Here is a 26,051-nt window from a genome sequence, read left to right on the forward strand (position 1 = left end):
GCAACCAGCCACGCTACACACGATTCGCCTGGCGAGTCTCGCGAAATTGCGGATTGCTCGCATAGTGGGCATAGGTGCGGCTGGGTAGTTCGGGTTCACCGAAGGCTCCGAGCGGGTTGTCCCGCGTCGGCGACGGGGCCGCCAGCGCGCGAGGTTCCTCGAATCGGGGTGCCGATCGGTGCGGCAATGTGTCCGCGGCCGCCGCCTGCTGTGACCACGCGGTCTTGACCTTGTCGACGAACGCTTTGACGTCGGCTGCGGTGTACGTCTCCTTGGACGTATCGAGCATGGCTTCGAGGCGGCTCAACCCGAAGGTTGCCAACATCAGCAACCCGGGAATGCACACAACCAGCAACCAGGACACACGCAGAAGTAAACACGCCGAATGTCTCAGGGTGATCACGAAACGACGCCGGTCAAAGTATCCTTACCGACTTCTCTCAGTACGCTTACCGGCGTGCCTGCGCGACGATCCACCGCAAAATACGACCGCGAAACCCACCTGGGTCTGGTGCGTCGCGCTCGGAGAATGAATCGTGAACTCGCGCAAGCGTTCCCGCACGTCTACTGCGAGCTGGATTTCACCAATCCGCTGGAGCTCGCGGTGGCCACCATCCTGTCGGCGCAGTGCACGGATAAGAGGGTGAACCTCACGACGCCGGCGCTGTTCGCCAAATACCCGACCGCGCTGGACTATGCGCAGGCCCACCGGACCGAGCTCGAGGAGCTGATCCGGCCCACCGGTTTCTACCGCAACAAGGCCAACTCGATCATCGGGCTGGGTCAGGAACTGGTGGCCCGCTTCGACGGCGAGGTGCCGGACACCCTCGACGAACTCGTCACGCTGCCCGGGGTGGGCCGCAAGACCGCCAACGTCATCCTGGGCAACGCCTTCGACATCCCGGGCATCACGGTGGACACCCACTTCGGCCGGCTGGTCCGGCGCTGGCGCTGGACCGCCGAAGAGGACCCGGTCAAGGTGGAATTCGCGGTCGGTGAACTGATCCCGCGCAAGGAGTGGACCCTGCTGTCGCACCGCGTGATCTTCCACGGACGCCGGGTCTGCCACGCCCGCACGCCGGCGTGCGGCGTGTGCGTGCTGGCCCGCGACTGCCCGTCCTACGGCATCGGGCCGACGGACCTCGCGGCCGCCGCGGCCCTGGTGAAGGGACCCGAGACCGAGCATCTGCTGGCGCTGGCCGGGATCACCGAGTGAGTCGGTCCGCCCGCTGGACCGTCGTCGTGCTGGCGGTGTTCGTCGTTCTCGGTGTGGCGCTGTGGCGTCAACTCGGCGACGACCGGACCGCATCCGGGCCGTCGGGCCAGCAGACCGGCCAGCTGAACGGGACCCGGGCCCATCGCGACGCCGACACCCCGGCGGCACTGGCCGGACCGCGTGCCAAGGCGGCGCTGCCGCCGTGTCCCGCGCCGCAGGCCGGGCCCGGACCGCAGGCCCTGCAGGGCATCACGGTCGACTGCGCGGGTGACGGTGTGCCGGTCGACGTCGCGAAGTCCGTCGCCGGGCGCGCGGTGGTGCTGAACCTGTGGGCCTACTGGTGCGGCCCCTGCGCCGACGAACTGCCCGCGCTGGCCGAGTATCAGCGCCGCATGGGCACCAAGGTGACGGTGCTGACGGTGCATCAGGACGAGAACGAGACCGCCGGCCTGCTGCGCCTGGCCGACCTCGGCGTCAAGCTGCCGATGCTGCAGGACGGCCGCCGCCTCATCGCTGCCGCGCTGCGCGTGCCCAACGTGATGCCTGCGACCGTGCTGCTGCGCCCGGACGGTAGCGTTGCTCAGGTCCTGCCCCGGCCGTTCACCAGTGCCGACGAGATCGCCAGTGCAGTGAATTCAAAGTGGTGAATCTTCAAGCGTTAGGAGTGTCGGGGTGAACGTGCTGAACCCACAGGCCGCCCCGGCCTGGCTGCGGCCACTCGTCGACAACGCACCGGACCTGCCGCAGGCCTACCGCCGCCGGGTGCCGGCGACGGTGCTGGCGGCCATCACCGCAGCGGGTGCCACCGCGACACTGACCGGCAACAAGCGCGACGCCGCCGTCCTGGTGCTGTTCTCCGGGGCGCCGGACGCCCCGGCCGGTGCGCTGCCGCCCGACGCCGACCTGCTGGTCACCGTCCGCGCCTCGACGCTGCGGCACCATGCCGGGCAGGCCGCGTTCCCGGGCGGTGCGTCCGATCCGGAGGACGACGGTCCCGTCGGGACCGCATTGCGCGAGGCGACCGAGGAAACCGGTATCGACACGTCTCGGCTGCACGTGCTGACGACGCTGGACCGAATGTTCATCCCGCCCTCGGGTTTTCACGTTGTCCCGGTGCTCGCGTACTCGCCCGATCCCGGTCCGGTCCTCGCCGTCGACCCGGCGGAGACCGCGATCGTCGCGCGGGTTCCGGTGCGCGCCTTCGTCAATCCGGAGAACCGGTTGATGGTGTACCGCAAGGAGAACACCCGGCGGTTCGCCGGTCCGGCATTTCTGCTCAACCAGATGCTGGTGTGGGGCTTCACCGCTCAGGTGATCTCGGCGATCCTGGAAGTAGCGGGCTGGGCACAGCCGTGGAACGCCGACCGGGACTACGAACTCGAGGCGGCAATGGCGCTGCTGGGGGACTCCAACGGCTACCGTGTGGATCAACCATGACACCTTCACAATGGCTGGATCTGGCCGTTCTGTCCGTCGCCTTCGTCGCCGCCGTCTCGGGCTGGCGGTCCGGGGCGTTGGGCTCGCTGCTGTCTTTTCTCGGTGTGGTGCTCGGCGCGGTCGCCGGCGTGCTGCTCGCGCCCCATGTGGTGGCGCACGTGGACGGCGCCCGCAGCAAGCTCTTCATCGCGCTGTTCCTGATCCTGGGTCTGGTCGTGGTCGGCGAGATCGCCGGTGTGGTGCTGGGCCGCGCGGTCCGTGGCGCCATGCGCAACGAGGTGGTGCGCGGTCTCGACTCGGTCGTGGGGATGGCCCTGCAACTGGTCGCGGTGCTGGTCGCCGCCTGGCTGCTGGCCACGCCGCTGACGTCGTCCGACCAGCCGAATCTGGCTGCGGCGGTGAACGGCTCGCGGGTGCTCTCGGAGGTCAACGACCTCGCGCCGGCGTGGCTGAAGCGCGTGCCCACCCGGCTCTCGGCGCTGCTGAACACCTCCGGCCTGCCATCGGTGCTGCAACCGTTCGGCCGCACCCCGATCGTCAGCGTCTCGGCTCCTGATCCCGCGCTCGTGGGCGATCCGGCGGTGGCCGCGGCCAAGGGCAGCGTCGTGAAGATCCGCGGCGTCGCACAGAGCTGCCAGAAAGTGCTCGAGGGCACCGGCTTCGTCGTCGCGCCCGGCCGGGTGATGTCCAACGCCCACGTGGTGGCCGGCTCCAACAGCGTCACCGTCCAGGTCGACGACAAGAGCTACGACGCCAAGGTCGTCTCCTACGACCCCGAGGCCGACATCTCGATTCTCGACGCACCCGACCTGCCCGCGCCGCCGCTGAAGTTCGACATGCAGGAGGCCGCGACCGGGACCGGCGCGGTGGTGATGGGCTACCCCGGCGGCGGCGAGTTCGCCGCGACCCCGGCCCGCATCCGCGAGGTCATCAAACTCAACGGGCCGGACATCTACCACTCCACGACCGTCACGCGTGAGGTCTACACCATCAGAGGCAATGTCCGCCAAGGCAATTCGGGTGGCCCGCTGATCGACGGCAGTGGCAAGGTGCTCGGCGTCGTGTTCGGCGCCGCGGTCGACGACGCGGATACCGGCTTCGTCCTCACCGCCGACGAGGTGGCCAAGCAGATGGCCAAGGTCGACAACTCCGAAGCGGTGCCGACCGGAAAGTGCATCTCAGCCGGGTAGCTGGTGCAGGAACGTCGACAGCTCCGAGGTGACGGTCGACGGCTGCTCTTCGTGCGCGAAATGGCCTGCGCCGGTGACGGATACGAAGCGGGTCTGCGGGGCGTAGCGCTGGGTCCGGCGGACCGGATCATCGAGCACGTAGGGATCCGCGGTGCCGTGCAGGTGCAGGATCGGTACCGGGGTGCGCTGTTTCATCGCCCGCATGAAGCGCCGGCCCTCGCCGCGGACCTGACTGCGCGCCGCCCAGCGCTGGTACTCCAGCGCGGAGTGCGCCGCCGAGGGGATCTGAATCGCGGTGCGCAGGTGCGCGGCGGTCTGGGCGAAATCCTCCGACGCCGGCCAGGCAGCGCCGGCGCGGCTGCGGACCAGCTGCTCGACGGCGGCGCCGCCCCGGCGGGTGAGGACATGTTCGGGCCACCACGGCACCTGGTTGCGCAGCATCGCAGGCAACAGGGCCGCGCGCTGGTCCCGATCGGTCAGCGTCGACGAGCGCAGCGCCACCGGATGCGGTGAACTGATCAGCGCGATACCCCGCACTGATCGCGGATGCAGCATCGCGGTAGCCCAGCAGACCAGGCCGCCGTCGGCATGCCCCACCAACACAGCGGAACTGTGCCCCAGAGCGCGCACCAAGCCGGCGGTGTCCCCGGCCAGGGTCCAGCCGTCGTAGCCGGTCGGCGGTTTGTCGCTGCCGCCGTAGCCGCGCAGGTCCACCGCGACCACCCGGGCGCCGCGCAGGTCGCGCAGCTGATGCCGCCACGAGTACCAGAACGAGGCGAATCCGTGCAGCAGGATCACCAGCGGGCGCTCGCCGGACGAACCGGTCTGGCTTGAGCCCGGATCTGCCTCCACGACGTGGAAGCGAATCCCGTTCGCGTGCACCTGAAGGTGTCGCCACGGACCGTCGATCCGGACGACCGACGGATCAGGTGGCGGCACTACCAGCCTGAGGTGTCGCTAGAGGCCGAGCGGGCGGTGATCTGACTCGAGGGCTTGTCGTGGCCAGGCGTCAGCGCCACCTTGGCCTCCTTGACTGTCGCGATGGTGTCTCGTGGGCCGCGGATCTTGCGGACCTTGAGGAACCCGACGAATGCCAGCGCACCGGTCGTCAGCACCATGAGCGCGAAGACGATCAGGTACGACGCCCAGCTCGGCAGCCACAGCTCCAGCAGCGAACCGAGGAAGAAGAAGAAAAAGAACGTCGAGTAGAACAGCACCACGAGTGCGGCGATGAACAGGACGCTGCCGGTCAGGCCCTTCTTCACATCAGCAGTGATCTCGGCGCGCGCCAGTTCGACCTCGGCCCGCACCAGCGTCGACATCTGCGCGGTGGCTTCCTTGACCAGATCGCCGATCGACGGATCAGCCTTGGGCGCATGCGGATCCACCAGCGGGATCGAGGTCACCGTGGCTGGAACTGCGCCATTCTTGCGATCGCCATTGCTCACGAACACGTCCTCCCGGCGTCGGTGTAGTCCTGGCATATGTTGCCACGTAGGGCGCCGGTTAACGATCCGGGCCAGCGATACACTGCCCCGATGCGTTCGGCACCCGTGCTTGCTTCGATGTTTGGGATGGCCATTGCCCTGTTCGGTACGTCGGTCGGGGTACCTGCCCACGCGGACGCACCGGTCCCGTTGGGCGGTGGCTCGGGCATCGTCGTGGACGGCGACACCTTCTGCACCCTGACCACGATCGGGCATGACAACCGCGGCAAGCTGGTCGGCTTCACGTCGGCACACTGCGGCGGTCCCGGCCACCTGGTGTCGGCTGAGGGCGCCGAAAACCGCGGCACGCTCGGCGTCATGGTGGCCGGCAGCCAGCCCCTGGACTACGCCGTCATCGAATTCGACCCGGCCAAGGTGCAGCCTCTCAACACCGTCAACGGATTCCAGATCGACGGCATCGGCCCGGACCCGGCTTTCGGTGAGGTGGCGTGCAAGCTCGGCCGCACCACCGGCTACACCTGCGGCGTCACCTGGGGCCCGGGCCAGGACCCGGGCACCATCGTGGACCAGGTGTGCGGCCAGCCGGGCGATTCGGGTGCGCCGGTCACCGTGAACAACAAGCTGGTCGGCATGATCCACGGGGCCTTCAGCGATGACCTGCCGACGTGCGTCGTCAAGTACGTGCCGCTGCACACCCCGGCCGTGACGGTGTCGATCAACGCGGTGATCGCCGATCTCGACGCCAAGAGCCGGCCGGGTGCGGGTTACCAGCCCATCTAGCCCATCAATGTGAAACGGCCCCTTCTCGTCGGAGAAGGGGCCGTTTCGCGTGGACCTACTTGCTGGCGCGGATGGCCTCGAAGACGCTGGGGTCGACGAGGGTGGAGGTGTCGCCGAGGTCGCGGCCTTCGGCGACGTCGCGCAGCAGGCGGCGCATGATCTTGCCGCTGCGGGTCTTGGGCAGCTCGGGGACGATGTGGATTTCGCGTGGTTTGGCGATGGGGGAGATCTCGGTGGAGACCTGGGCCCGCAGTTCTTCGACGATGTTCGCCGAGCCGCCGTGCGCGGATTCTTTGAGGATGACGAACGCGCAGATGGCCTGGCCGGTGGTGGCGTCGGTGGCGCCGACGACGGCGGCTTCGGCCACGCCGGAGTGTCCGACGAGGGCGGATTCGACCTCGGCGGTGGAGATGCGGTGGCCGGAGATGTTCATGACGTCGTCGATGCGGCCCAGGACCCAGATGTTGCCGTCGGCGTCGTAGCGGGCGCCGTCACCGGCGAAGTACCAGCCCTGCTCGGCGAAGCGGGACCAGTAGGTGTCCTTGAAGCGTTCGTTGTCGCCCCAGATGCCGCGCAGCATCGACGGCCACGGCTTGTCGAGCACCAGGTAGCCGGTGACGTGTTCTTCCTCGTCGGCGCCGGGGACCAGTTCGTTGCCGTCGTCGTCGACGATCTTGGCGCTGATGCCGGGCAGCGGGGTCATGGCCGAGCCGGGCTTGGCGGCGGTGACACCCGGGAGGGGGGAGATCATGATGGCGCCGGTCTCGGTCTGCCACCAGGTGTCCACGATGGGCGTGGTGCCCGCGCCGATGTGTTCGCGGTACCAGCGCCAGGCTTCGGGGTTGATGGGTTCGCCGACCGAGCCGAGCACCCGCAGGCTCGACAGGTTGTGCGCCGCGGGGATCTGGTGGCCCAGCTTCATAAAGGTGCGGATCAGCGTCGGCGCCGTGTAATAGATGGTGACGCCGTACTTTTCGATGATCTCGAAGTGCCGGTGCTCGGTGGGCGAGGTGGGCGTGCCCTCGTAGACCACCTGCGTCACGCCGTTGGAGAGCGGGCCGTAGACGATGTAGGTGTGCCCGGTGACCCAGCCGATGTCGGCGGTGCACCAGTACACGTCGTCGGCTTTGATGTCGAAGACGTTGTGGTGGCTGTAGGAGGCCTGGGTCAGGAAGCCGCCGCTTGTGTGCACGATGCCCTTGGGCTTGCCGGTGGTGCCGGAGGTGTACAGCAGGAACAGCGGCTGTTCGGCGTCGAACGCTTCCGGGGTGTGCTCGGTCGACTGTGAGTCGACGGCCTCGTGCCACCAGAGGTCGCGGCCTTCGGTCCAGTCGACGTCGATGCCGGTGCGCTTGACCACCAGGACGTGCTGCACCGACGGCTGGTTCGCGACCGCTTCGTCGACGGCGGACTTGAGCGAGGCGGCCACGCCGCGGCGGTACTGGCCGTCGGTGGTGATGACGAGCTTGGCTTGGGCGTCTTCGACGCGGGCGGCGAGCGCGGTGGCCGAGAACCCGGCGAACACCACCGAGTGCATCGCGCCGAGCCGGGCGCAGGCCAGCATCGCGACGATGGCTTCGGGCACCATCGGCATGTAGATGGCGACGCGGTCGCCGGCGCGCAGGCCCAGGGCGGTCAGGGCGTTGGCGGCCTTGCTGACTTCGTCCTTGAGTTGGGCGTAGGTGATGTCGCGGGCGTCCCCGACGGGCTCGCCTTCCCAGTGGATCGCGACACGGTCGCCGTTGCCGGCCTCGACGTGGCGGTCCACGCAGTTGTAGGCGACGTTGAGCTTGCCGTCGCCGAACCACTTCGCGAACGGTGCGCCTGACCAGTCCAGGACCTCGGTGAACGGGGTCGCCCAGGACAACCGCTCACCCTGGCGGCGCCAGAAATCCAGGCGGTCGGCGTCGGCCTCTTGGTACAGCGCGGCAGTGGCATTGGCCTGCGCGGCGAACTCGGCAGGCGGCGGGTAAGCCTGTGGCACAGCGGTGTCTTGTGTCATGGCTGTGAGCGTAGTCACTGGCAGGTTGCAATGACGTTGGTGGTGGCCCGCCACCGTGACGTTGGTGGTGGCCACCTGGTGGCACTACCCTGTGCGGTCGTGGCTGCACCTGACCCGCTGGCTCCTTTGGCAGAACTGCCCGGCGTGGCCGAGGCCGGAGACGAGGCGCGTGAAGCGCTCGGTAAGGCCCATCGGCACAAGGTGAACCTGCGTGGTTGGCCGGCCACCGCGGCCGAGGCCTCGATGCGGGCTGCGCGGGCGTCGTCGGTGCTCGACGGTGGCTCCCTGAGTTTCAGTAAGGACGGCGAGGCCCCGGCGAAAGGCGAGCGTGCCGACGCCGTGCTGGCCGGTGCGCTGCGGGTGGCCGAGGCCCTCGAAGGTGGCGCGACAGCGCTGGTCGGAGTGTGGCAGCGGGCGCCGTTGCAGGCGATGGCCCGGTTGCATTCGCTGGCGGCCGCGGATCTCACCGACGCGGACCAGCTCGGCCGGCCTCGCACCGATGACCCCGACGTGGGCCGGCGGCTGGAGCTGCTCGGCGAGCTCGTGGGTGGCGGGAGCCGGGTGCCGGCGACGGTGCTCGCGGCCGTCGCTCATGGCGAACTCCTGAGCCTGGCTCCGTTCGGTGTGGCCGACGGTGTGGTGGCGCGTGCGGTGTCGAGGCTGATCACCATGTCCAGTGGACTGGACCCGCACGGCCTCGGGGTGCCCGAGATGTACTGGATGCGCGAGGTCGGCCAATACCGTGCCGTGGCACGGGGCTTCGCGTCGGGGACGGCTGACGGGCTGACCGCGTGGTTGATCTTCAGCAGTCGCGGTCTGCATTCCGGGGCTCGTGAAGCGCTGTCGATCGCACAGGCTTCCGCCAAGTAGCGGCCCGGCGCGACCGCCCTCCAGCAAACACGCAGACATAAAAGCGGGCGGCGCTCCGTCGTCAGAGTGCATCTGACTCGGCTCGCCGCCCGCTAGCACGGAACCCCGGTTACCAAGCGTGCTTGTTGGGTTGTGTGGGTGGCCTCGGCGTCCTTGCAATGCGCTGCGGCTACAACTCCACCCAAGGAATTCTCTTAGCCGTTCGCTCTTCGCAATTACGCAGGCCCACAACGCTTTTACCATCATCGCGGTATGTGCTCCGCGTGGGTGCCGGTATTCCGTGCTGGGATGCCCGCTTCGGGAGGTCGAACCTTCTCTTCCGGTTCGGTCTTGGCCTTGGGGGCTTCCGTGCTTCCTTTGTACTACGTGACCGCAGTCACATCAAGGGCCAATCGCCGGCGATTTGTGATTGTTACTCCAAGGGACCCAGCAACTCGCCAGTAGCTTTCAGAAGTTCAGGCGGCGGAGCAGCGAGTACGTCACCGCGCCGGCGGCGAGGGCGCTGGCGCCGACGGCCAGAGTGGTGGCGACCGCAGCGCCGGACGGAGCCGGCAGCCGGTCCCGCAGCGAGACCGGACGCGTGAAGGTCAGCACGGGCCAGCCGCGAGCGACGGCCTCCTTGCGCAGGGCGCGATCGGGATTGACCACCGCGGGGTGACCGACCGCCGTGAGCATCGGCAGATCGGTGATCGAGTCCGAATACGCGTAGCAGTGCTCGAGCACATAGCCCTCGCGGGCGGCTAGCTCCTCGATTGCCTGGACCTTGCCTTCGGCGAAGCAGTAGAAGTCGACGCCGCCGGTGTACTTGCCGTCCTCGACCACCATGCGCGTGGCCATCGAGTGGTCGGCCCCGAGTTCGCGGGCGATGGGTGCGACGATCTCCTCGCCGGACGCCGAGACCACCACGACGTCGCGGCCGCACAGCTTGTGGTCGGCGATCAGGTTGGCGGCCTCGGCGAAGACCAGCGGGTCGACGATGTCATGCAGCGTCTCGGAGACGATCGACTTGACCTGTTCCACGTCCCAGCCGGTGCACATGTTGGTCAGGTAGGACCGCATCCGGTCCATCTGATCGTGGTCGGCACCTGACATCAGGAACAGAAACTGGGCGTAGGTGGACTTGAGCACAGCTTGCCGATTCAGCAGACCTTGGTTGAAAAAAGGTTTGCTAAAAGCGAGGGTGCTGGACTTGGCGATCACCGTTTTGTCGAGATCGAAGAAGGCTGCGGTGCGCACCGGACCGCTCGACTCGGCTTCCTGGCGCGGCGCGGCCGCGGCCTGGGCGGCCGGATCGGATGCGGTCACGGCTCCCAGCATATGCCCCGGAACGTCAGTACCGGGTTGGCAACGGCGTCGCCGTGTCGGTCGCCGGTGGCGTGACTGTCGCGGCGATTGACGTGCTGACACGCCCCTTTCACAGACAATCAACAGTTGCGCAGAGCCCTGTTGACGTGTGTATAGTGGGCTTTACCCGGCTAGCGCCGGGTGTGCATCAGCCCGACCCCCCGGGGCTGATCCACGACGACCTCCGCCTCCTCCCCCCCTGGCGGGGGTCGTCCCTTTTTCAGGGGTGGTGAATTTTCCCGAGGCGGGGCCTCTTCGGCGCCTTTCTATCGACGCCAGACTTTTCTTTTCCGCGTGTGGCGCGGCCACCGCAATCCCGGTTCTCCGAACATCGCGGGTAGTCCGCGAAAAGTTGCGGAACGACATTCTCACGAGTCCGTCAATAAAGTTGTCCACAGTTTGCGATCCATCCACATTCTGCGTGTGCGCTCTGGTGCCGCGGCCTGCTGCGCAGCACGGTGGACCCATGGCAACCACCGGGGCCTTGGCGCTGATCTCCGACGCCGGACTGCGCGCTGAGATCGAGCGGATCGCGGCGGCGGCGGGGATTCGGGTGGTGTACGCGGCAGAGCCTTCCGGCCGTAAAGCCTGGGTCGGCGCCGCGGCAGTGCTGCTCGATGTCGAGGCAGCACAGCGCTGTCGCGAGCTGGGGATGCCACGGCGGCCCGCGGTGCTCCTGATCGCCGCCGACACGCCGGGGACCCGCGAGTTCGAGGCCGCGATGGTGATCGGTGCGCAGGCGGTCATCACCTTGCCCGGCCAGGAGTCCGGACTGGTCGGTGTCCTGTCCGAAGCCGCGGCCGGCGAATCCGATGGGCGCCGCGGCGCCGTCGTCGCGGTGATCGGTGGCCGCGGGGGCGGCGGTGCATCGGTGTTTGCGATCGCCTTGGCGCAGGCCGCGGCCGAACCGGACCGCGAGTGTCTGCTCGTTGATGTCGACGCCTGGGGCGGCGGCATCGACCTGGCCCTCGGCGCCGAGTGTGATGCCGGCCTGCGCTGGCCGGATCTCGCGGCAGCGGGCGGGCGGCTCAGCTTTCCGGCCTTGCGTGATGCGCTGCCGCGCCGGCGCGGGGTGGTGGTCCTGTCGGCCGGACGCGCCGGCGTCGAGTTGAGACCGACGGCGCTCGCCGCGGTGGTCGAGGCCGGGAGCCGCGCCGGCGCCACCGTGATCTGCGACGTGCCGCGGCAGTCGTCGCCCGCGGCCGAGACGGTGCTGGCGGCAGCCGATCTCGTGGTCGTGGTGGCACCGGCGGAGCTGCGGTCCTGCGCGGCGACCCGGGTGGTGGCCGACTGGGTGACGGCGGTCAACCCGAATGTCGGCCTGGTGGTCCGGGGCCCCGCGCCCGGCGGCCTTCGCGCTGCGGAGATGGCGACGATCCTGGGGCTGCCGCTGCTGGCGGCCATGCGTGCGGAGAGCAACCTCGACGGTGCGCTGGAGCGGGGCGGTCTCGGTCGTAGTCTGCGGCGCCGGTCGCCACTGACCGTGGCCGCCCGCCGTGTGCTCGCGGTGCTGCACCAGCAGCCGGGGGAGGCGGCATGACGTCGTCATTGGTGGACCGCGTCCGGGAACGACTGGCCGCGCAGACCAGCGGTGCGCTGCATCCGAACGCGGTGGCTGCCGCCATCCGCGCGGAGTCCGGCGGTGTGCTCGCCGACAGCGACGTGCTCGCCGGCATGCGGCTGCTGCAGACCGAACTGACCGGTGCCGGGATTCTGGAACCGCTACTGCGGGCACCCGGTACCACCGACGTGCTGGTCAGCGCACCCGACGAGGTGTGGGTAGACGACGGAAACGGGTTGCGCCGCAGCACGATCCGTTTCCCGGACGAGACCGCCGTGCAGCGCCTGGCGCAACGGCTGGCGCTGGCTGCCGGCCGCCGCCTGGACGACTCGCAACCCTGGGTCGACGGCCACCTCGGTGGGATCGGCGGTGGCCTGAATGTGCGGTTGCACGCCGTGCTGCCCCCGATCGCCGCGGCAGGCACCTGCCTGTCGCTGCGGGTGCTGCGACCCGCGACCCAAGACCTGACCGGCCTCGTCGGGTCCGGGGCCATCGCGCCGCCCGCCGCCTCGTTGATCGCCGACATCGTTGCGGCGCGGCTGGCGTTCCTGGTCTCCGGCGGAACCGGAGCCGGCAAGACCACCATGCTGTCGGCGCTCCTGGGGGCCGTCGATCCCGCCGAGCGGATCGTCTGCGTCGAGGATGCCGCCGAGCTGGCGCCGCGCCATCCGCACCTGGTCCGCTTGGTGGCTCGCGGCGCCAACGTCGAAGGCGTCGGCGCGGTGACGGTGCGCGACCTGGTTCGGCAGGCACTGCGGATGCGCCCCGATCGCATCGTCGTCGGCGAAGTGCGCGGTGCGGAGGTCGTGGATCTGCTCGCCGCGCTCAACCCACCCATTAGTTGCCAAAAATTTTCGTCAACCATCATTTGGCCACTTGACAATGTTGAGGACGCGTTCGCGACAGTGCGAAGGGTGCGGGGCATTAGGGACGGGGCGATGCCCCGCTTGGAGTTCTCCGAGTGGTTAGGTTGGGCGCTGTGGCCAATGTGAGTCGGGTTTGGCAAAGTCCTACATTCGCGAAGACCGTGGGGGCGTCGTATGACTGGGCGATGGGCCAGGAGTCTGCCGCTCGCCGGTTTGGCCGTCTTGTGATGGGTGCTGACGTTGATCGTGTTTATCGCGCGATGGACGTGATCGGCGACATGCCGAGCGGTGCAGAGATTCTCGATGTGCCGTGTGGTGGCGGGATCGCGATGCGTCGGTTGCGACCCGATCAGGACGTCAGCTACGTGGGCTTGGACATTTCGGCGCCGATGTTGGAGCTTGCCCGCCGCAGAATTCCTGCCGAACATCGCGATCGGACCACCCTGATCGAGGGCAGCATCGAACACATGCCTTTCGACGATGGCCGGTTCGATTTGTGCGTGTGCTTCAACGGGTTGCACTGTGTCCCGGAGCCGGCCGCCGCGGTGGCGGAGATCGCGCGGTGTTTGCGCCCAGGCGGTCGTCTGATCGGCGAGTTCGCCGTTCGTGGACAACTCCGCCGCGCTGACATCTACATGACCGGGCTGCGGGCTGCGGGCGCGTTTGGCCCTGCGGGCACACGGACCGACGCCCACCGGTGGCTCACTGACGCCGGTCTGGTGATCGACGTGCTCGAGTGCACCGGAGCGATCGCCCATTTCGACACACACCGGCCTTTGTGACTGGCTCATAGGTCTCCTTTTCGAGTGACTGCGCTACGACGCTTCGGTCTGGCCGCGTTAACGCAGCTCCGGGCCGCCAGCGCCAAATAGTTGCGTCACGTTGCGCTGTCGTTCGCGTTTGACGTTGGCCCGCGCCCCGTCGAGTGATCGAGTGAGTTTCTGCACTTCGATGTGCGCGTCTTTGAGGTTCTGATTGGCTACGGCTAGCAGGCCTCGCAGACGTGCGTTCTCGTCAACGAGATGCACGCCGTCGGGGTCGTAGAGTTGGCCGATAAGATCGGCGATGCGTGAATCCCGTTCGGCTAGATCGGCTTTGAGTTTCTTGGCGAGCCCTTCGGCGTTGATGGCTCTTTCGCGCCAGGACGAGGTTCGACCGTCAACGCGGTCTTCAGCCCGGGTCGTAACGGCGATTTGCGAGGCGTTGCGCGCGTCGAGGATGGCCTGGGTCAGCTCGGGATGGCGCGGGTCGTAGATGAATGTCTTGCCGACCCCGGCGAGGTCGCACACGTCTTTGACGGTGAACGGAATACCGGTTTTCGTGAGTCTGCTCAACGCTTTTCGGACCCGTTGTTCACACTCGATGCTGCGGTGTGCCCGCTTCTCGATCGCTTCCACTGGGCGTCGGCGCTTTGCGGCAACTCGTGGATTTGGACTGTGCGCAGTCATGCGGTCGTCGTCTCCGATCCTTGGGCCGGTGGCGCAAGTTGGTCGAGCGTCCATCCGGTGGTGAACACGGGATGGAAGTAGTCATGTGTCGGGCTGCGCAGGTCGAGCTTTTCGGCTTCTTCGAGCAGGCCGAGCTCATCGAGGGCCTCGCGCAGTCCGGCGAGAACGGGTTGCCAAGGGTCCCACGCGGACAGGATGTAGTCGCGGGCGTCCTCGTTAGGGGCGCCCTCGGCGAAGTGAAAAGCGGCGTCGCGCTTGCGTTCCCAGTACGCCAGATCAGCACCGGTGAGGGCGAAGTGCTCGCACGGGCCCTGAGGACCGCTGGTGCAGTTCTTCGAGAAGGGGCAGCTTTCGCCGCCGACCACGGGGCCGTATCGGCAGATGCCGTGCTCCACCGGTATCACCGCCAAGTCGATCCTGTCGCGCACCGCCGCCGGATCGGCGTCCAGGTCGCCGGGCCGCAGCAGGATGGTGCCGGGCTTGTTGGTTCCTGGTCCGGCGGCCCAGATCTGCTTGAGGTGCTTGGCCATACTTGCGTCGTTGTAGCGGGCGTAGTGCGCGAGTGCTTCGTCGGAGAAATGACCGAGCAGCTGGCGGACCAGTTCTGCCGGGGCGCCGCTGTTGAGCAGCGATGTCGCGAGCGTTGCACGGGTCTGGTGGGTGGTGATCCCGGACAGGCCCAGACCGGCAAACCACTTCCTCCACGCATTGCTGAACGAGGTGTAGGACACCTCCAAGGTCAGATCCGGATTCAGATGCGCACCGGGGAACAACGGCATCGTTCGTTCCCATTCGGCCTCGAGCCGCTCACGCCCGGAACCGTCGAGCGCAGCAAGGCGCTTGCGGTAACGGTTGCGCAGCTTGGCCTTGGTGATCGCCTGGCGGCGCAATAGACGCTCGTAAACCGGTACGTGGCAAGGTATTCCGTAATCGACCACGTTGATTTTGCTGATGTCGCGCCAAAGGTACGGCTGCGCGACCCCGACCATCCCGATGCAGCCCAGGCGAAGGTTCAGAACCTCGCTGATCCGGCCACCCTGAAAAGCCTGTACCAGCCAGATGTCAGACAAGCCCACCTCGGCGGAATCCAATTCGTCGAGGGCACGCAAATTGTCGGGATCGACGAGCAGTTGATAATCACCGAAGCTCAACGGCCGGGGCAGCGGGTTTCTGGCGGGAACCGGGAAATCAGGAAACCGCAGAAGGAAATCTTCGGGCACCGTCGATGCCCGGCCGCGTTCCTTACTGTGCGCCAACACAATATGCGCATTGCGCATCAAGACGTGGCGGGAGCGCTCGACCAGCACCCCGTCAGCCTTTCGGGCTTCGTCAATCAGCGGTGGGACAGGGATCTGCTCCTTGAACCACAGATTGACCAGTTCTTTGATCGTGAGCGCGTCGACGGCATGCAGCAGCGCCGGATCGTTCCCGCGGTCCGGGCGTATTTGTTCCAGAACGTACGACAACAGCACGGTTCCCGAGCGTCGGTAAAACACCGTCCCCGTCGAGACCCGTTTCCCGTCGGGTTCAAGGGACTGGTCATAGAGGTAATCCCACAGCGCGTCTCGCAGCCAACGCTGGGAGATGCGTGTGAGGTCCCACACCGAACGACGCCGCTCACCAATTTGACTGCCGGGAAACGCTTTCCCCCCAGAGACGACATGGTCAAACCAGCCCGCCTCTTTCGCGGTCTCTTTAGTCAGCAGAAGGCTGCGCGCCGCGATGGGCAGATCCCGCCAGATGCGCTGCTGGGCCCTGTTGTCCTGATCGTCGGCCATCGCATCCACGAACGGGTCGATCAGCGATATAGCACCCGACTTCGCGAGTTGGTCCACTACCGCCTGGATGTCCCAGGGCCGCCACTGCGTGCGCCGCGCCGTTTTTGCGTGACGGTCGAGCCCGTAGCGAATTTCGCGCTGCAAACCCGCGGGCAGGCCAGCCAAATGCAGTTCTCCGCGACTATCGGGAGTCCGCACCGTTTCACGCGTCGCGGGTGAGGCCAGCCATTCCTCGAACATCGCCACCGACGGCGGGGTTCCGCGTCGCCTCCTCCACAGCTGCCAGCCGCTCAGGTGGGTGCGGCACAGGTTGCGCTTGCTTGGGCCCTCGAACTGACCGCAGTCAGCGTCTCGGACGCAGAGCCGCACCGAGCACTCGGTGCCGAAGGGCGGTAGTGGTTCTTGTGTTGCACACCAATCAGTTTCACTGAAGTCGCCCTCGCGACTGGCTCTGCGCCGACGTTTAGCATGTTGCGAGCACAGTCCGTTGCCTATTGCTTCTCGGTTGTCACCGCAGATGGAGCACCCCGGGCGGCGTTCCAAGCCCCACCCCCAGCTTCGGGAACCTGTCGGGCGTGCGGTGGCGACGAACTCGGCGAGAGTCGTCGACTCTTTGATCGCAGCGAATTCCTGTGCGTGGAGGATGCACATGATGCTGGTGTAGGTCTGCCCGGGCAGGCCCAGGCACCCCTCAACGGGGCAGGCCCACCCGTAGGTGGAATGGTTGCGCGGGAACACGATCGGCTCCGCCAACAACCACGCTGGAAACTTCTGGCTGATCAGCTCGTACCGCTGCTGCGCGGGCAGCTGCATATAGTCCGAGGCGGTATCAACCAGGGTAGGGCCGGAGAGCTCGCTGAGCGCGGCTTCGGTGCTCATGCCTGGGCTCCGTCGCCGTCGGTGCCGCTGGACAATCCGGGGGCCGACTCCCACACACGATGCAGGTGCTTCATCGCCTCGCGGTTCGCCGACTTTCCGTATAACTCGGTGACCATGGACGGGCTGGTCCAGCCGAACTCCTGAGCGACCATCTCCGCGTTGAAATCTGTTTCCGCATATAACGCTGCTGCGGCCCGGTGGCGGAACGCGTGCGGGGTGATGCGGGCATTCAGACCGGCGCGCTGGCACGAGCGTCGCAGCATTTTGCGCACCGCCGAGGTGGTCAGCGCCCGGCCCGGCGAGGTGCCCCGCAGATGCACCAGCACCTGCTCGTGGTCAACCAGATGCGCAATCGGGTGGTACTCGTCGAGCAGGTACCCATAGAACGTGCTGATCATGGCCGGACTCACTGCGCGGATGACCCCGTCCAGGACATAGCCGTCCACGCTCAGACCGGCAGACGCATACGCCTTGGCTCGTGCCCGGTTGGGGTTGTCATCCCGGCCGACGATATGGATATGCGGGTCGGCGCGTTGGCCGCACGGGTGGTTGTCGGACAGGTGAAGGTCGCAAAAACGCAGGCCGCACATGCCGCCGACCCGCAGACCACCGTCGTGAAGCCAGGTGACGATCATCAGATCACGCGCGGTGGTCAGCACCGACGGCTCGAACAACGACGCCACCACTGAGTCCGCCAGGAATCGTGGTCGGCGTGCAGACTTGCGGGGCGCCAACGGATTTGATGTGACCTGCCGCGAGCCTTTGCGTTTCGCCGTCCTGGGCGCGGTCTCGAAGCCGGCGACCAGTTCACCGCTGGCCTGTCCTTTCGCTGCCAAGGCGAGGTAGTAGGCCTTCACGATGGTGGCCACGTTGGCTGCTGCCGCCGCGCCCAACGGCTTTTGCTTCGGCGCCCGCCAGGGCACCCCGTAGACACCGTCAGCTTGCCCGGTGAGCCCATTCATATAGCGGCGCAGGTCATCGAGCGTCACCGCGGTCGTGGGCTTGCGGTTCACGTGAAGCCAGTTGAGGTGATCAACCAGGCTGTAGGCATACGTTTCTTGAGTTGACGGGCCGAACCGGGTCAAGACATCCAGCGATGGCCGGTGCAGTTCCCCTGACGGCGTGAAAATCCAGTACGACTGCCGGCCACCGGAGTGACCGATCCTTCGGACAGTGAATCCATCTTCGAGCAAGTCCCAACCTCCCCAGTAGCAATGTGACGAACGCATTGCTACTGGGCGTCCGTGACGCCGGGAAAGAGACTCTCCGCGGACGTACCGAACGTTCACGGAGTAGGCATCTAAGACGGGCCACGAGGGCGGTGCCGGGACGGTCCACGCGAACAGCCCCGCCGAGGTGCCCGCCCGTATGGAGGCGTTGGCGGCGGTCGGCGGGTTGGACCGGGCGGCGCTGCATTCGCAACTGTCGGCCGCGTGCCAGGTGGTGCTGCACACCGCGCGTGCTCGTGATGGGCGACGGCACCTGAGCGAGATCGCGGTGCTGCGCCGCGCCCCGGACGGGACTGTCACGGCCGTGACCGCATGGCACGTCGAGCGGGGCCTCGGCCCTGGGCGGCCCGCGCTGGGCGAGTTGCTGGCAGCTCGGGGCCGGTCGTGAGTCCCGCGCTGATGCTGGCACTGGCTGTGCTGGTCGCGCCCCGGCCGGGCGGCGTCAGGCGCCTCGGGCAGCGAAAACGGTTGGAGGGATTCGGGTCTCGTAGCGGAGCGCGGATGCCGTGGGTGGTGGCGGCAGCGGTCGCGGTGACGTCGCTGGTCGTCCTGCCGCTGCCGGTCACACTGGCGGGTGCGGCCGTGGTCGGGACCGCCGGGCTCCGCTGGCGGCGGTCGCGGCGCGCGGCCGAACGTGTCAGAGAAGCGCAGACCCTGCAGGGCGCCCTCGGCATCCTGGTCGGCGAACTGCGGGCCGGGGCGCATCCGGTGGCGGCGTTCGACGCCGCGGCCCACGAAGTGGACGGACCCGTCGCCACGGCGTTGGGGGAGGTCGCGGCGCGGGCCCGGCTGGGCGCCGATGTCTCGGCCGGTCTGCGCGCGGTCGCGGGATCGTCGGCACTGCCCGCCCACTGGCAGCGCCTCGCCGTTTACTGGCAACTGGCGCTCGACCACGGCCTGGCGATCGCCCCGCTGATGCGTGCCGCCGAGCGTGATGTCGTTGCCCGCGAACGTTTCTCATCGCGGATCAGGGCCGGTATGGCCGGAGCGCGAACAACGGCCGCGGTGCTGTCCGGACTGCCCGCGCTCGGAATTGTCCTGGGGCAGTTGATCGGTGCGCATCCCGTGCGCTTCCTGCTGGGCGATGGCGCGGTCGTGCTGGCGGTCGGGGTGGTGCTGTGCTGCCTCGGACTGCTGTGGTCGGACCGGATCATCGCAGGGGCGCAGCGATGAGCGGCATCTTCCTGATGGCGTTCGCGCTCTTGCTGCTGCCCGGCCCAGCGGTGCACCGAATCCGTCCCCGCCTGCCGGACCGGTCGTCCCCGCCGGCGGCGCCGCGCGACGACCCGCTGGCGGTGCCATCGAGCTTGGACGTGCTGGCAGCCTGCCTGTCGGCGGGCATGGCGACCAGCGCCGCGGCCGCGGCGGCGGTGTCGTCAGCGCCTTCGGGTTTGGCCACCGTGCTGCGGCGTGCGGCCGAACTCCTGGCCCTGGGCGCCAGTCCGGCGACGGCCTGGTCGGAGCCGGGTGGCGGTACTGACCCGCACGTGGTCGCGCTGCTCCGGCTGGCGCGACGGTCGGCGTCGTCGGGCGCCGCGATGGCTCAGGGCGTCGCCGAACTGGCCGAGCAGGCCCGGGCCGACGCCGGTGACGCGGCGGACGCGGCCGCCGAGCGGGCCAACGTGTTGATCGCCGGTCCACTGGGGCTCTGCTACCTGCCGGCATTCGTTTGTCTCGGCATCGTGCCGGTGGTCGCCGGCCTGGCCGGTGACGTGTTCCGGTCGGGGGTGTTCTGATCACAACAAGGGGAGGAAAAACCATGAAAATCAACAGCTTTCGCAACTGGGAAGCCCGGGCGACCCTGCTGCTCACCGATGAGAGCGGCATGTCCAGCAAGTTTATCGCGGCAAATCCTGTGTCACGGTGCCGTGGTGTCTGCATTCCTGCGATATGCCTCGGGGTAATGCACGCACCGTGTCTGAATATCTCGGCATGAGCATTGTGGCGCAAGTCACATATGCTGCGTTGTTCGTGGTCCTGAAGGCCGTGGGCCGAAACGTCCTACATGTTGTTCCGGCCGTGCGGAGTGGTCCCGCGGGGTCCAGTGCGGCGCTTCGTCTCCATCCTGTACTGCCGTTCCGACTTGGCGGTGGGCCCTCGTCGAATGTTGTTTCCCTCGAATCGAATCCAACCGGTGAGGGTCATCCAGGGCACTTGGTCTTGGATGGACTCTTTCGATCGAAGGGATCGATGTCCGTTTCCCGCCCGCAGTTCTCTTGCAAGCTCAGCCAGTCGGGGACTCCGCCGATGCCGATACCTGAATGACCCAATCGCCTGCGCGAGCGTCCTCCCGAGAGTTTCGGCGAGTTCCTCGGCGCGCAATCTGTCGGTGCGCGCGAAGTACCGTGGACCGGCGCACAGTGACCGGGCTTCGCGACTGCTTACGATCCAACCTCGGCCTGCCGCCCGGCGCATCAGGACGGTCAAGGTGTATTTGTCCGGGTCCGCTGACTCCGGGCTGATGAGTTCGCGAATTATGGCTGTTTGCAATACTTCTCGCCAAGATGGGCCGCTGTTGTGCTCGCGCCAATGACGGTTTGCAACGTGTGCGACTGCTGCGCCGAATCGGTCAACTTCAGCCAGTGGCAGCTCGTGAGCAAATCCGTTGACAGGCTCTCCGGGGTGTCCAACGTTGGGGGTTGTTGTCGCCGTGTTGTCGCTGTCCAGCAAGTTCGGAACTCCAATTCAGCGAATCCATGAGCAAATGCCCTACTAGTAGGGCAGACTAATGCGCTTGCTTGCCACTACTTGGATGGGGTGCCCACCCGCCCTGCGCAAGTTGAACCGGAACGAGCGGCGCAGTGGGCAGAACATCGCGCAGCAGTGGGGGCGCGGATAAAGGCTCTCCGAGAGTGGCGAGGTCTGACGCAAGAGGCTCTGGCTCTTTCGTGCGGCGTGAGTCGAAACATCCTCATCGACGTAGAGCATGGTCGTCGAGGTCTGTTGTTTGAACGGCTGTTTGACATCGCGGAAGCGCTTGGCGTTGCCGTCAGTGAATTGTTTGACGGCTGACAGGCACGTCGCGCCGCGGTGCGTCGACGCGTGGTCGGCTTCGATGTTGAGCTCGGGTGGGTTCGACTCAGCATTCGCCGAGTCCTTGCGGTCGATGAGTAGTGTCGAACTGTGTCGGATCACCACGACATCGCCAGACGGGTCGGTCAGAGCATCCCAGCAGGCATGTCGCACGAGTTCATCGCAGCCAGGATCGGTGTCACCACTGAGGATTTCGGGATCTTGCTGACCGGCCAGCGGCCGCTGTCAGCGGTCGAGATTGCCCTACTGGGCGATGTTTTGGGTGTAGGTGACTACTGGCTGATTACTGGTCGCCAAGATCCCTATCGCATTGTGCATGCTGGTCGCCCGCCCGCCAGCGACATGGGCCCCTGCGACATGTGGTGACACGGGCCTGGTGTGCCATCGCCTCGCCGTCGATCGCGTGCGTTCGGATGGCGCGTCCTCGCACGGTGTGTTCAGGCCCGACAGTATGCGCCAGGTGCAACAGGTGGCGCTGTCGGTCTCGCATATCGACACGCCGGACAGTTCCTACCGTCTTCGAGCCGGGAGCTCGGTCGGCACGCATAGTCGTCTGCCACGATAATGGGCATGGCGCTTGAAGTCGTGTACGGCGAAAGCCGCGACCGCGTAGCTGCGAATCGATTGGCAGCTTTGCTCCGTCCAGTCGTCAGCGACGGCACGATCTACCTTGCTTACCCCGTTCTGACCACCGCGGATGAGCGCGTCGAGGTCGACGGGCTCCTTGTCAGCGAATCGCACGGTCTGGTCGCATTCCTGGTTGCCGATGCGATGCCCAGCGACTCCAGCGACTGGTCGTCGCTGATCGAAAAACAGGACCGGCTGTACTCCGCTCTCACCGGCAACCTCCGCCGCTACGACAACTTGCGAAGCGGACGGAATCTGGCGGTCGACCCCGTCACGGTGACGATCTTTCCCACGTCGGTCGACCCACCGCCAGAGGCCGACGCGGGTATCTACACCGACTTCGCGCGAGTCGGGGGGATCGTGCATTCCCTCAATGGCGTCTCCGAAGACATCAAGCGCAATCTGGACGCTGCCCTGCAACGAGTTTCAACCATCAAACCGGCCAAGAAGCGGGCCAACGTCGTCAACCCGGGTTCGCGCGGTGCGAAACTTAAAGAAATCGAAAAGGGTATCGCCAACCTCGACCAGTGGCAGAAGTCCGCAGCCATCGAAAGCCCGGACTGCCCCCAACGCATACGCGGCCTGGCCGGCTCCGGAAAGACCGTGGTGCTGTCACTGAAGGCCGCCTACTGGCACACGCAGCACCCAGAGTGGAACATCGCGCTGACCTTCGCCTCACGCGCTCTGTATCAGCAGATCGAAGATTTGGTCACCCGGTTCACATTCGAACATTCCAACGACCAGCCTGACCGCACCAAGCTGCAGATCCTGCATTCATGGGGCTCACGGTGGCATGCCGGCCTGTACTCGACGATCGCCGCGGCGTTGGGACAACCCGCCCGCGACTTCGCTTTCGCCCGCGGACAATACGGAATGGATGACGCATTTACTGGGATCTGCCGGGAACTGCTCGACATTGCGCAGGCACAACCGTCGATCACGCCCATATTCGACGCGGTGCTCATCGATGAGGCACAGGACCTGCCCCCCGAGTTCTTCCAGCTTGTCTATCTGTTCACCAAGGCCCCCAAGCGCATCGTGTGGGGCTTTGACGAGTTACAGAAGCTGTCCGAGTCGGCCATGCCCACCACTGACGAGCTGTTCGGCGTTGATACGGACGGACAGAGCCGAGTCTCGCTGGAAAACCCCGCCGACGGACCACGCCGCGACATCGTCCTGCCGGTCTGCTACCGCAACACGCCCTGGGCCCTTGTGACTGCGCACGCACTCGGAATGGGCATCTATCGCGATCCGGATGGGCTGATCCAGCATCCTGATGACCCGAAGCTCTGGGGCGACATTGGCTACCAACCCACCCGGGGCAGACTAGAGTTCGGCGACCTCGTCACATTGGAGCGCCGCCCGGACGCGTCGCCGCGCTATTTCTCCGAGCTTCTCACCCCCGACGATGCTGTCGTCATCAGGACATTTGACAGTCAGTCGCAGCAAGACCGGTGGGTTGCCGAGCAGATCCGGATCAACTTGACCGACGACGAACTCGAGCCTGATGACATCCTCATCGTGCTGCCTGACACGTATCGCGCGCGATCGCGCGGAGCCCGCATCATGGCGGAGCTGCAGCGGCTGAACATCGCGTCGCACCTTGTGGGTGTCACGACGAGTCAAGACGCCGTCTTCTCGCCAGAATCTGTTGCGATTGCGCACATTTACCGTGCAAAGGGCAACGAGGCACCCATGGTGTACGTCCTTGATGCCCAATACGCAAACAGCCAGTGGAATCTTGTCAGTCGACGCAACACCCTGTTTACGGCCATCACGCGGAGCCGCGCCTGGGTCCGCATTGTCGGTTCTGGCGTCGACGCCCGGCCAGTGATCGAAGAAGCGCTCAAGGTCCAGAAGAACGACTATCAGCTCAAGTTCGATATCCCGACCGTCGCCCAACTCGCTGAGCTGCGCCACATCCACCGCGAGCGCCCGGAAGAAAATGAGGAAGCCGCCCGCAAAGCCACCGAAGGCCTGGGGGTGTTCCTGGAGGCCTTCGGCAAGGGTGTCCTCGACTATCGGGACCTGCCACCAGCGATGCGGACCCAACTGGCTCAGAGCCTGACCCGACAGCAGGAGGTGGAGGAAGAGGCGTTCGGTGACGACTAACGCGCGTCAGCTGGCCATCGCCATCCGCAACCTTGTCGACTTTTTGTCGAACGCCGAACTTCTCCTCGCCGCCTCAAGCATCGCCGAGTCAGCGGAGTCCGTCACCTGGCACGCATTCGACCGCAGCGCCGGCTTCCTGACCAGCCGCGATCACGTCACCGCCGACCAGTACCTCAGTTGGATTCGTTCGGGCCATCACACGTGCGTCTTGCTCGACGGTTCGCTGCTCCAGCTGACGTACAACCTCGAAGGCGACCGCGTGGTCAAACATCGACTCGCGTACGTACCGTGCCCATGGAAGTGGGACTCCGCGTTGCTCGACGAGGGATACAGCCTCGAAGAAATCCTTGAATTGCACTCCGGCACAACGATGCTGATGAGATCTTCGGTCCGGTTCGACCTCGACGTAGCGGCAGCCAAATCAGGACACCCAGCTTCGCATTTCACGTTCAACACCGTCGATTGCCGCATTGCCTGTGCCGCGCCCCTACACCCGCTGCGATTCGCGGACTTCGTGTTCAAGAACTTCTACCCGCTCTACTGGCGGCAGCACTTATCGTTTTTTGACGTAGCGAAATACCGCCACTTGGGCGATCCGGTCATTTCTCCCGACGACCTCAATGAGATGCACGTCGGCTGGAACTACAGACTGAGAGCTCTGGCGTAGGCACCCAGCCTTGTCCTGCCCGGCGCAAAACGACGCCCACCTTCGGGGATCTGGGGCCGAGTCATTGGCCCGGCAATCAGCCAGCCGCCTCGTGCGCAATGCCTGTTCGGAAAGCGCACATTTTCGGCTGCGCAAAGTTGTCGGTGCCGTTTGCGATAGTGGATCCCATGACGACGGATGACGCGCCGGAAGCGGCTCCTTTGCCGAACCGCTTTGCGGTGTACAGCGATCGCGAGTACGCGGCTACAGCACTTTCGGTGGCCGCCTCGACCGATATCGCGGTCATCATCCGCGACCGCTCCGACGCACCACAGATTCAGGCCGCGCTGGGCGATCACCGGCAGGCTACGGTCCTGGTTGATCCCGGCCGATGGCGCCGCGAGTTCGCGACCCCACAACGCGTGATGGACCTTCCGGCCGCGGGGCTGACCACAATGGGTCTGCGTGAATGGGCCGAATCGCACCGTGCCGCGAGCACCGTCGACGGAGTGTTCGCTCCGTCGCTGTTCGTGCGCGCCGGTGAGTGGGAGTCCCTGCGGGCACTGCGTGAGGCATTGGCCCCGGCCGTCGGGCCGGACAACTCGATGATCGGTCTTATCGCCACCGATGCATCAATGCTGGGTACGTCGATGATCAGCCGCTTTCTCGATGAGCTCGCTCCGCTGCGGGGCTCCCAGCTTGGGTTTGTGTTCGCCGGCGGCCGCGAAGCGCTTGCCGATCGCCATCGGCTTGCGGGACTACGTGCCCTCTTCGACCAGCACCCCGGGGCTCATCTGTTAGGCGTGGACGCGCTGATTGCCTCCGACGCGCTGTGCGTCGATGCCGGCATTGTTGCCGTCGGGATTCGTTCGGGGATGCGCTGGCCCGCGCGGCCCGGCACGACGTCCAACACCGCATTTGCACGGGGCTATGTGCCCGGCCGTTTCCACCGGGACCTGTTGACCTACCGCAGCCCAGTCGTTTATGGCCACTGGTACATCGACTCGGTTCCCACCGCATGCGTGGTGTGCGGCAATCCACCGGACCGGTACGTGCCATCGGAGCAGGGTACGCAGGACATTATCGGGCACAACGTGCACGCCGTCGCGCAACTGTGCGCTGACCTGCTATCGGTACCTTCGCTCGATCGCCACCAATGGCTCAGCTCGGTGCGGGTCGAAGCCGCGGAGAGCTACCGTGACCTGGATCAGGCTCAGATCGCTGCACCGATTGACCGGACTTTGGTCGCGCTGATCCGTCGGGATCGTCCGGGCTGGATGGCGCCGGCCCCGGTTGGGTCATGAGCCAGGCTCGGTAGGCCGACTCATAGACCTGCCAGCGGGCAGGCTTGAAGTATCGGTGCTGTACGGGTTCGGCACGCACGAGTTCGGTGGCGCCGTTGGCAGTCGCCGCCCACACGCCGGTGCCCTGGTAGCGGGCCTGCCAGGCTAGCTGCTCAAAGTCCGAAGGCACCTGCTCCAGAACAATCATGCGCTGAGCGACCCGGGTGAATGGCGCGATGCGGGAGAGCACCCCCTGCCACTGCGGACTCCACATGACCACAGCCGCGATTTCGCTGACCGGC

General features: G+C 66.4%; 24 protein-coding genes and 1 pseudogene. 17 read left to right on the forward strand and 8 right to left on the reverse strand.

The features are described from left to right. Positions 1-13 precede the first annotated feature (13 nt). Positions 14-325 (reverse strand): hypothetical protein, encoded by a 312-nt coding sequence (locus TL10_RS06970; protein WP_131630696.1) that lies wholly within the window; start codon positions 323-325, stop codon positions 14-16. A 60-nt stretch (positions 326-385) separates the two neighbouring features. Between TL10_RS06970 and nth the strand changes: the two genes are divergently transcribed. From nth to marP, 4 genes are read left to right on the forward strand one after another with little or no spacing between them, the layout of a single operon-like run. Then, on the forward strand, positions 386-1,216 hold the full coding sequence (nth, locus tag TL10_RS06975) for an endonuclease III (protein WP_413784702.1): 831 nt from the start codon (positions 386-388) through the stop codon (positions 1,214-1,216). Next, the gene (locus TL10_RS06980; RefSeq protein ID WP_043397269.1) at positions 1,213-1,863 is read left to right on the forward strand and encodes a TlpA family protein disulfide reductase; all 651 of its coding nucleotides are present in this window, start codon (positions 1,213-1,215) and stop codon (positions 1,861-1,863) included. Before nth ends, TL10_RS06980 begins: the two co-directional genes overlap by 4 nt. Before the next feature lie 25 nt (positions 1,864-1,888). Continuing rightward, positions 1,889-2,653, forward strand: coding sequence for an NUDIX hydrolase (locus TL10_RS06985; protein ID WP_043985071.1), 765 nt, complete (start codon positions 1,889-1,891; stop codon positions 2,651-2,653). Continuing rightward, positions 2,650-3,843 (forward strand): acid resistance serine protease MarP, encoded by a 1,194-nt coding sequence (marP, locus tag TL10_RS06990; protein WP_043397273.1) that lies wholly within the window; start codon positions 2,650-2,652, stop codon positions 3,841-3,843. The genes TL10_RS06985 and marP overlap by 4 nt, the downstream gene beginning before the upstream one ends. Here the strand turns inward: marP and TL10_RS06995 are convergent. Both TL10_RS06995 and TL10_RS07000 read right to left on the reverse strand, forming a co-directional pair. After that, a complete protein-coding gene (locus tag TL10_RS06995; protein WP_043985072.1) occupies positions 3,832-4,782 on the reverse strand; it encodes an alpha/beta fold hydrolase in 951 nt (316 codons plus the stop codon). The two genes, marP and TL10_RS06995, sit on opposite strands and share 12 nt — an antisense overlap. Next, positions 4,782-5,291 carry a phage holin family protein gene (locus TL10_RS07000; RefSeq protein WP_043397457.1) on the reverse strand — a complete coding sequence of 170 codons (510 nt, stop codon included), beginning with the start codon at positions 5,289-5,291 and terminating at the stop codon, positions 4,782-4,784. The genes TL10_RS06995 and TL10_RS07000 overlap by 1 nt, the downstream gene beginning before the upstream one ends. Positions 5,292-5,408: 117 nt before the next feature. Between TL10_RS07000 and TL10_RS07005 the strand changes: the two genes are divergently transcribed. Then, a complete protein-coding gene (locus tag TL10_RS07005; RefSeq protein WP_461786760.1) occupies positions 5,409-6,071 on the forward strand; it encodes a S1 family peptidase in 663 nt (220 codons plus the stop codon). Positions 6,072-6,126: 55 nt separating this feature from the next. Here the strand turns inward: TL10_RS07005 and acs are convergent, their stop codons facing one another. Then, complete coding sequence (gene acs, locus TL10_RS07010) at positions 6,127-8,073, reverse strand: acetate--CoA ligase (RefSeq protein WP_043985073.1); 1,947 nt, start codon at positions 8,071-8,073, stop codon at positions 6,127-6,129. Positions 8,074-8,172: 99 nt separating this feature from the next. Here acs and TL10_RS07015 point away from each other — a divergent pair, with 99 nt between their 5' ends. Continuing rightward, positions 8,173-8,943 (forward strand): Fic family protein, encoded by a 771-nt coding sequence (locus TL10_RS07015; RefSeq protein WP_043397460.1) that lies wholly within the window; start codon positions 8,173-8,175, stop codon positions 8,941-8,943. Between the two features lie 447 nt (positions 8,944-9,390). Here TL10_RS07015 and TL10_RS07020 read toward each other — a convergent pair whose 3' ends face one another. After that, the gene (locus TL10_RS07020; protein ID WP_043985074.1) at positions 9,391-10,260 is read right to left on the reverse strand and encodes an HAD-IB family hydrolase; all 870 of its coding nucleotides are present in this window, start codon (positions 10,258-10,260) and stop codon (positions 9,391-9,393) included. Positions 10,261-10,753: 493 nt separating this feature from the next. Between TL10_RS07020 and ssd the strand changes: the two genes are divergently transcribed. From ssd to TL10_RS07035, 3 genes are read left to right on the forward strand one after another with little or no spacing between them, the layout of a single operon-like run. After that, positions 10,754-11,827 (forward strand): septum site-determining protein Ssd, encoded by a 1,074-nt coding sequence (gene ssd / locus TL10_RS07025; protein ID WP_043397285.1) that lies wholly within the window; start codon positions 10,754-10,756, stop codon positions 11,825-11,827. Continuing rightward, positions 11,824-12,840 carry a TadA family conjugal transfer-associated ATPase gene (locus tag TL10_RS07030; protein ID WP_234711388.1) on the forward strand — a complete coding sequence of 339 codons (1,017 nt, stop codon included), beginning with the start codon at positions 11,824-11,826 and terminating at the stop codon, positions 12,838-12,840. The genes ssd and TL10_RS07030 overlap by 4 nt, the downstream gene beginning before the upstream one ends. Then, positions 12,828-13,496, forward strand: coding sequence for a class I SAM-dependent methyltransferase (locus TL10_RS07035; RefSeq protein WP_043985075.1), 669 nt, complete (start codon positions 12,828-12,830; stop codon positions 13,494-13,496). Before TL10_RS07030 ends, TL10_RS07035 begins: the two co-directional genes overlap by 13 nt. A gap of 57 nt (positions 13,497-13,553) precedes the next feature. Here TL10_RS07035 and TL10_RS07040 read toward each other — a convergent pair whose 3' ends face one another. From TL10_RS07040 to TL10_RS07050, 3 genes are read right to left on the reverse strand one after another with little or no spacing between them, the layout of a single operon-like run. Continuing rightward, the gene (locus TL10_RS07040) at positions 13,554-14,111 is read right to left on the reverse strand and encodes a hypothetical protein (RefSeq protein WP_234711389.1); all 558 of its coding nucleotides are present in this window, start codon (positions 14,109-14,111) and stop codon (positions 13,554-13,556) included. Positions 14,112-14,158: 47 nt separating this feature from the next. Then, a complete protein-coding gene (locus TL10_RS07045) occupies positions 14,159-16,819 on the reverse strand; it encodes a tyrosine-type recombinase/integrase (protein WP_043985077.1) in 2,661 nt (886 codons plus the stop codon). Further along, positions 16,816-17,832 carry a tyrosine-type recombinase/integrase gene (locus TL10_RS07050; RefSeq protein WP_234711390.1) on the reverse strand — a complete coding sequence of 339 codons (1,017 nt, stop codon included), beginning with the start codon at positions 17,830-17,832 and terminating at the stop codon, positions 16,816-16,818. The genes TL10_RS07045 and TL10_RS07050 overlap by 4 nt, the downstream gene beginning before the upstream one ends. Before the next feature lie 283 nt (positions 17,833-18,115). Here TL10_RS07050 and TL10_RS30055 point away from each other — a divergent pair. The 8 genes and pseudogenes from TL10_RS30055 to TL10_RS07085 all read left to right on the forward strand — a co-directional run. Continuing rightward, positions 18,116-18,436 (forward strand): annotated as a pseudogene (locus TL10_RS30055) (TadA family conjugal transfer-associated ATPase); the annotation flags it as partial. Positions 18,437-18,447: 11 nt separating this feature from the next. Continuing rightward, entirely contained in the window at positions 18,448-19,221 is a 774-nt protein-coding gene (locus tag TL10_RS07055; protein WP_082067876.1) for a type II secretion system F family protein, read from the forward strand. Continuing rightward, positions 19,218-19,784: a type II secretion system F family protein gene (locus TL10_RS07060; protein ID WP_043397291.1), complete on the forward strand. Its 567-nt coding sequence runs from the start codon at positions 19,218-19,220 to the stop codon at positions 19,782-19,784. The genes TL10_RS07055 and TL10_RS07060 overlap by 4 nt, the downstream gene beginning before the upstream one ends. Positions 19,785-20,805: 1,021 nt before the next feature. Further along, positions 20,806-21,060, forward strand: a complete 255-nt coding sequence (locus TL10_RS30060; RefSeq protein WP_043985080.1) for a helix-turn-helix domain-containing protein — start codon at positions 20,806-20,808, stop codon at positions 21,058-21,060. A 111-nt stretch (positions 21,061-21,171) separates the two neighbouring features. Beyond that, positions 21,172-21,447 carry a hypothetical protein gene (locus TL10_RS07070; protein WP_043985081.1) on the forward strand — a complete coding sequence of 92 codons (276 nt, stop codon included), beginning with the start codon at positions 21,172-21,174 and terminating at the stop codon, positions 21,445-21,447. A 204-nt stretch (positions 21,448-21,651) separates the two neighbouring features. Next, positions 21,652-23,820, forward strand: coding sequence for a DEAD/DEAH box helicase (locus TL10_RS07075; protein ID WP_043985129.1), 2,169 nt, complete (start codon positions 21,652-21,654; stop codon positions 23,818-23,820). 43 nt (positions 23,821-23,863) lie between these two features. Then, the gene (locus TL10_RS29475) at positions 23,864-24,487 is read left to right on the forward strand and encodes a DUF2290 domain-containing protein (protein WP_157850358.1); all 624 of its coding nucleotides are present in this window, start codon (positions 23,864-23,866) and stop codon (positions 24,485-24,487) included. 167 nt (positions 24,488-24,654) lie between these two features. Next, positions 24,655-25,770 carry a hypothetical protein gene (locus tag TL10_RS07085; RefSeq protein WP_043985083.1) on the forward strand — a complete coding sequence of 372 codons (1,116 nt, stop codon included), beginning with the start codon at positions 24,655-24,657 and terminating at the stop codon, positions 25,768-25,770. The last annotated feature ends 281 nt before the right edge of the window (positions 25,771-26,051 follow it).

The sequence above is a fragment of the Mycolicibacterium llatzerense genome (assembly GCF_000878195.1).
Classification (GTDB): domain Bacteria; phylum Actinomycetota; class Actinomycetes; order Mycobacteriales; family Mycobacteriaceae; genus Mycobacterium; species Mycobacterium llatzerense.

Coding starts and splice junctions, on each gene's coding strand:
- TL10_RS06970 (WP_131630696.1), bottom strand. CDS start 325: ATGTTGGCAACCTTCGGGTTGAGCCGCCTCGAAGCCATGCTCGATACG.
- nth (WP_413784702.1), top strand. CDS start 386: ATGTCTCAGGGTGATCACGAAACGACGCCGGTCAAAGTATCCTTACCG.
- marP (WP_043397273.1), top strand. CDS start 2,650: ATGACACCTTCACAATGGCTGGATCTGGCCGTTCTGTCCGTCGCCTTC.
- TL10_RS07005 (WP_461786760.1), top strand. CDS start 5,409: ATGTTTGGGATGGCCATTGCCCTGTTCGGTACGTCGGTCGGGGTACCT.
- acs (WP_043985073.1), bottom strand. CDS start 8,073: ATGACACAAGACACCGCTGTGCCACAGGCTTACCCGCCGCCTGCCGAG.
- TL10_RS07020 (WP_043985074.1), bottom strand. CDS start 10,260: ATGCTGGGAGCCGTGACCGCATCCGATCCGGCCGCCCAGGCCGCGGCC.
- ssd (WP_043397285.1), top strand. CDS start 10,754: ATGGCAACCACCGGGGCCTTGGCGCTGATCTCCGACGCCGGACTGCGC.
- TL10_RS07030 (WP_234711388.1), top strand. CDS start 11,824: ATGACGTCGTCATTGGTGGACCGCGTCCGGGAACGACTGGCCGCGCAG.
- TL10_RS07045 (WP_043985077.1), bottom strand. CDS start 16,819: ATGAGCACCGAAGCCGCGCTCAGCGAGCTCTCCGGCCCTACCCTGGTT.
- TL10_RS07055 (WP_082067876.1), top strand. CDS start 18,448: ATGCTGGCACTGGCTGTGCTGGTCGCGCCCCGGCCGGGCGGCGTCAGG.
- TL10_RS07060 (WP_043397291.1), top strand. CDS start 19,218: ATGAGCGGCATCTTCCTGATGGCGTTCGCGCTCTTGCTGCTGCCCGGC.
- TL10_RS07075 (WP_043985129.1), top strand. CDS start 21,652: ATGGCGCTTGAAGTCGTGTACGGCGAAAGCCGCGACCGCGTAGCTGCG.
- TL10_RS07085 (WP_043985083.1), top strand. CDS start 24,655: ATGACGACGGATGACGCGCCGGAAGCGGCTCCTTTGCCGAACCGCTTT.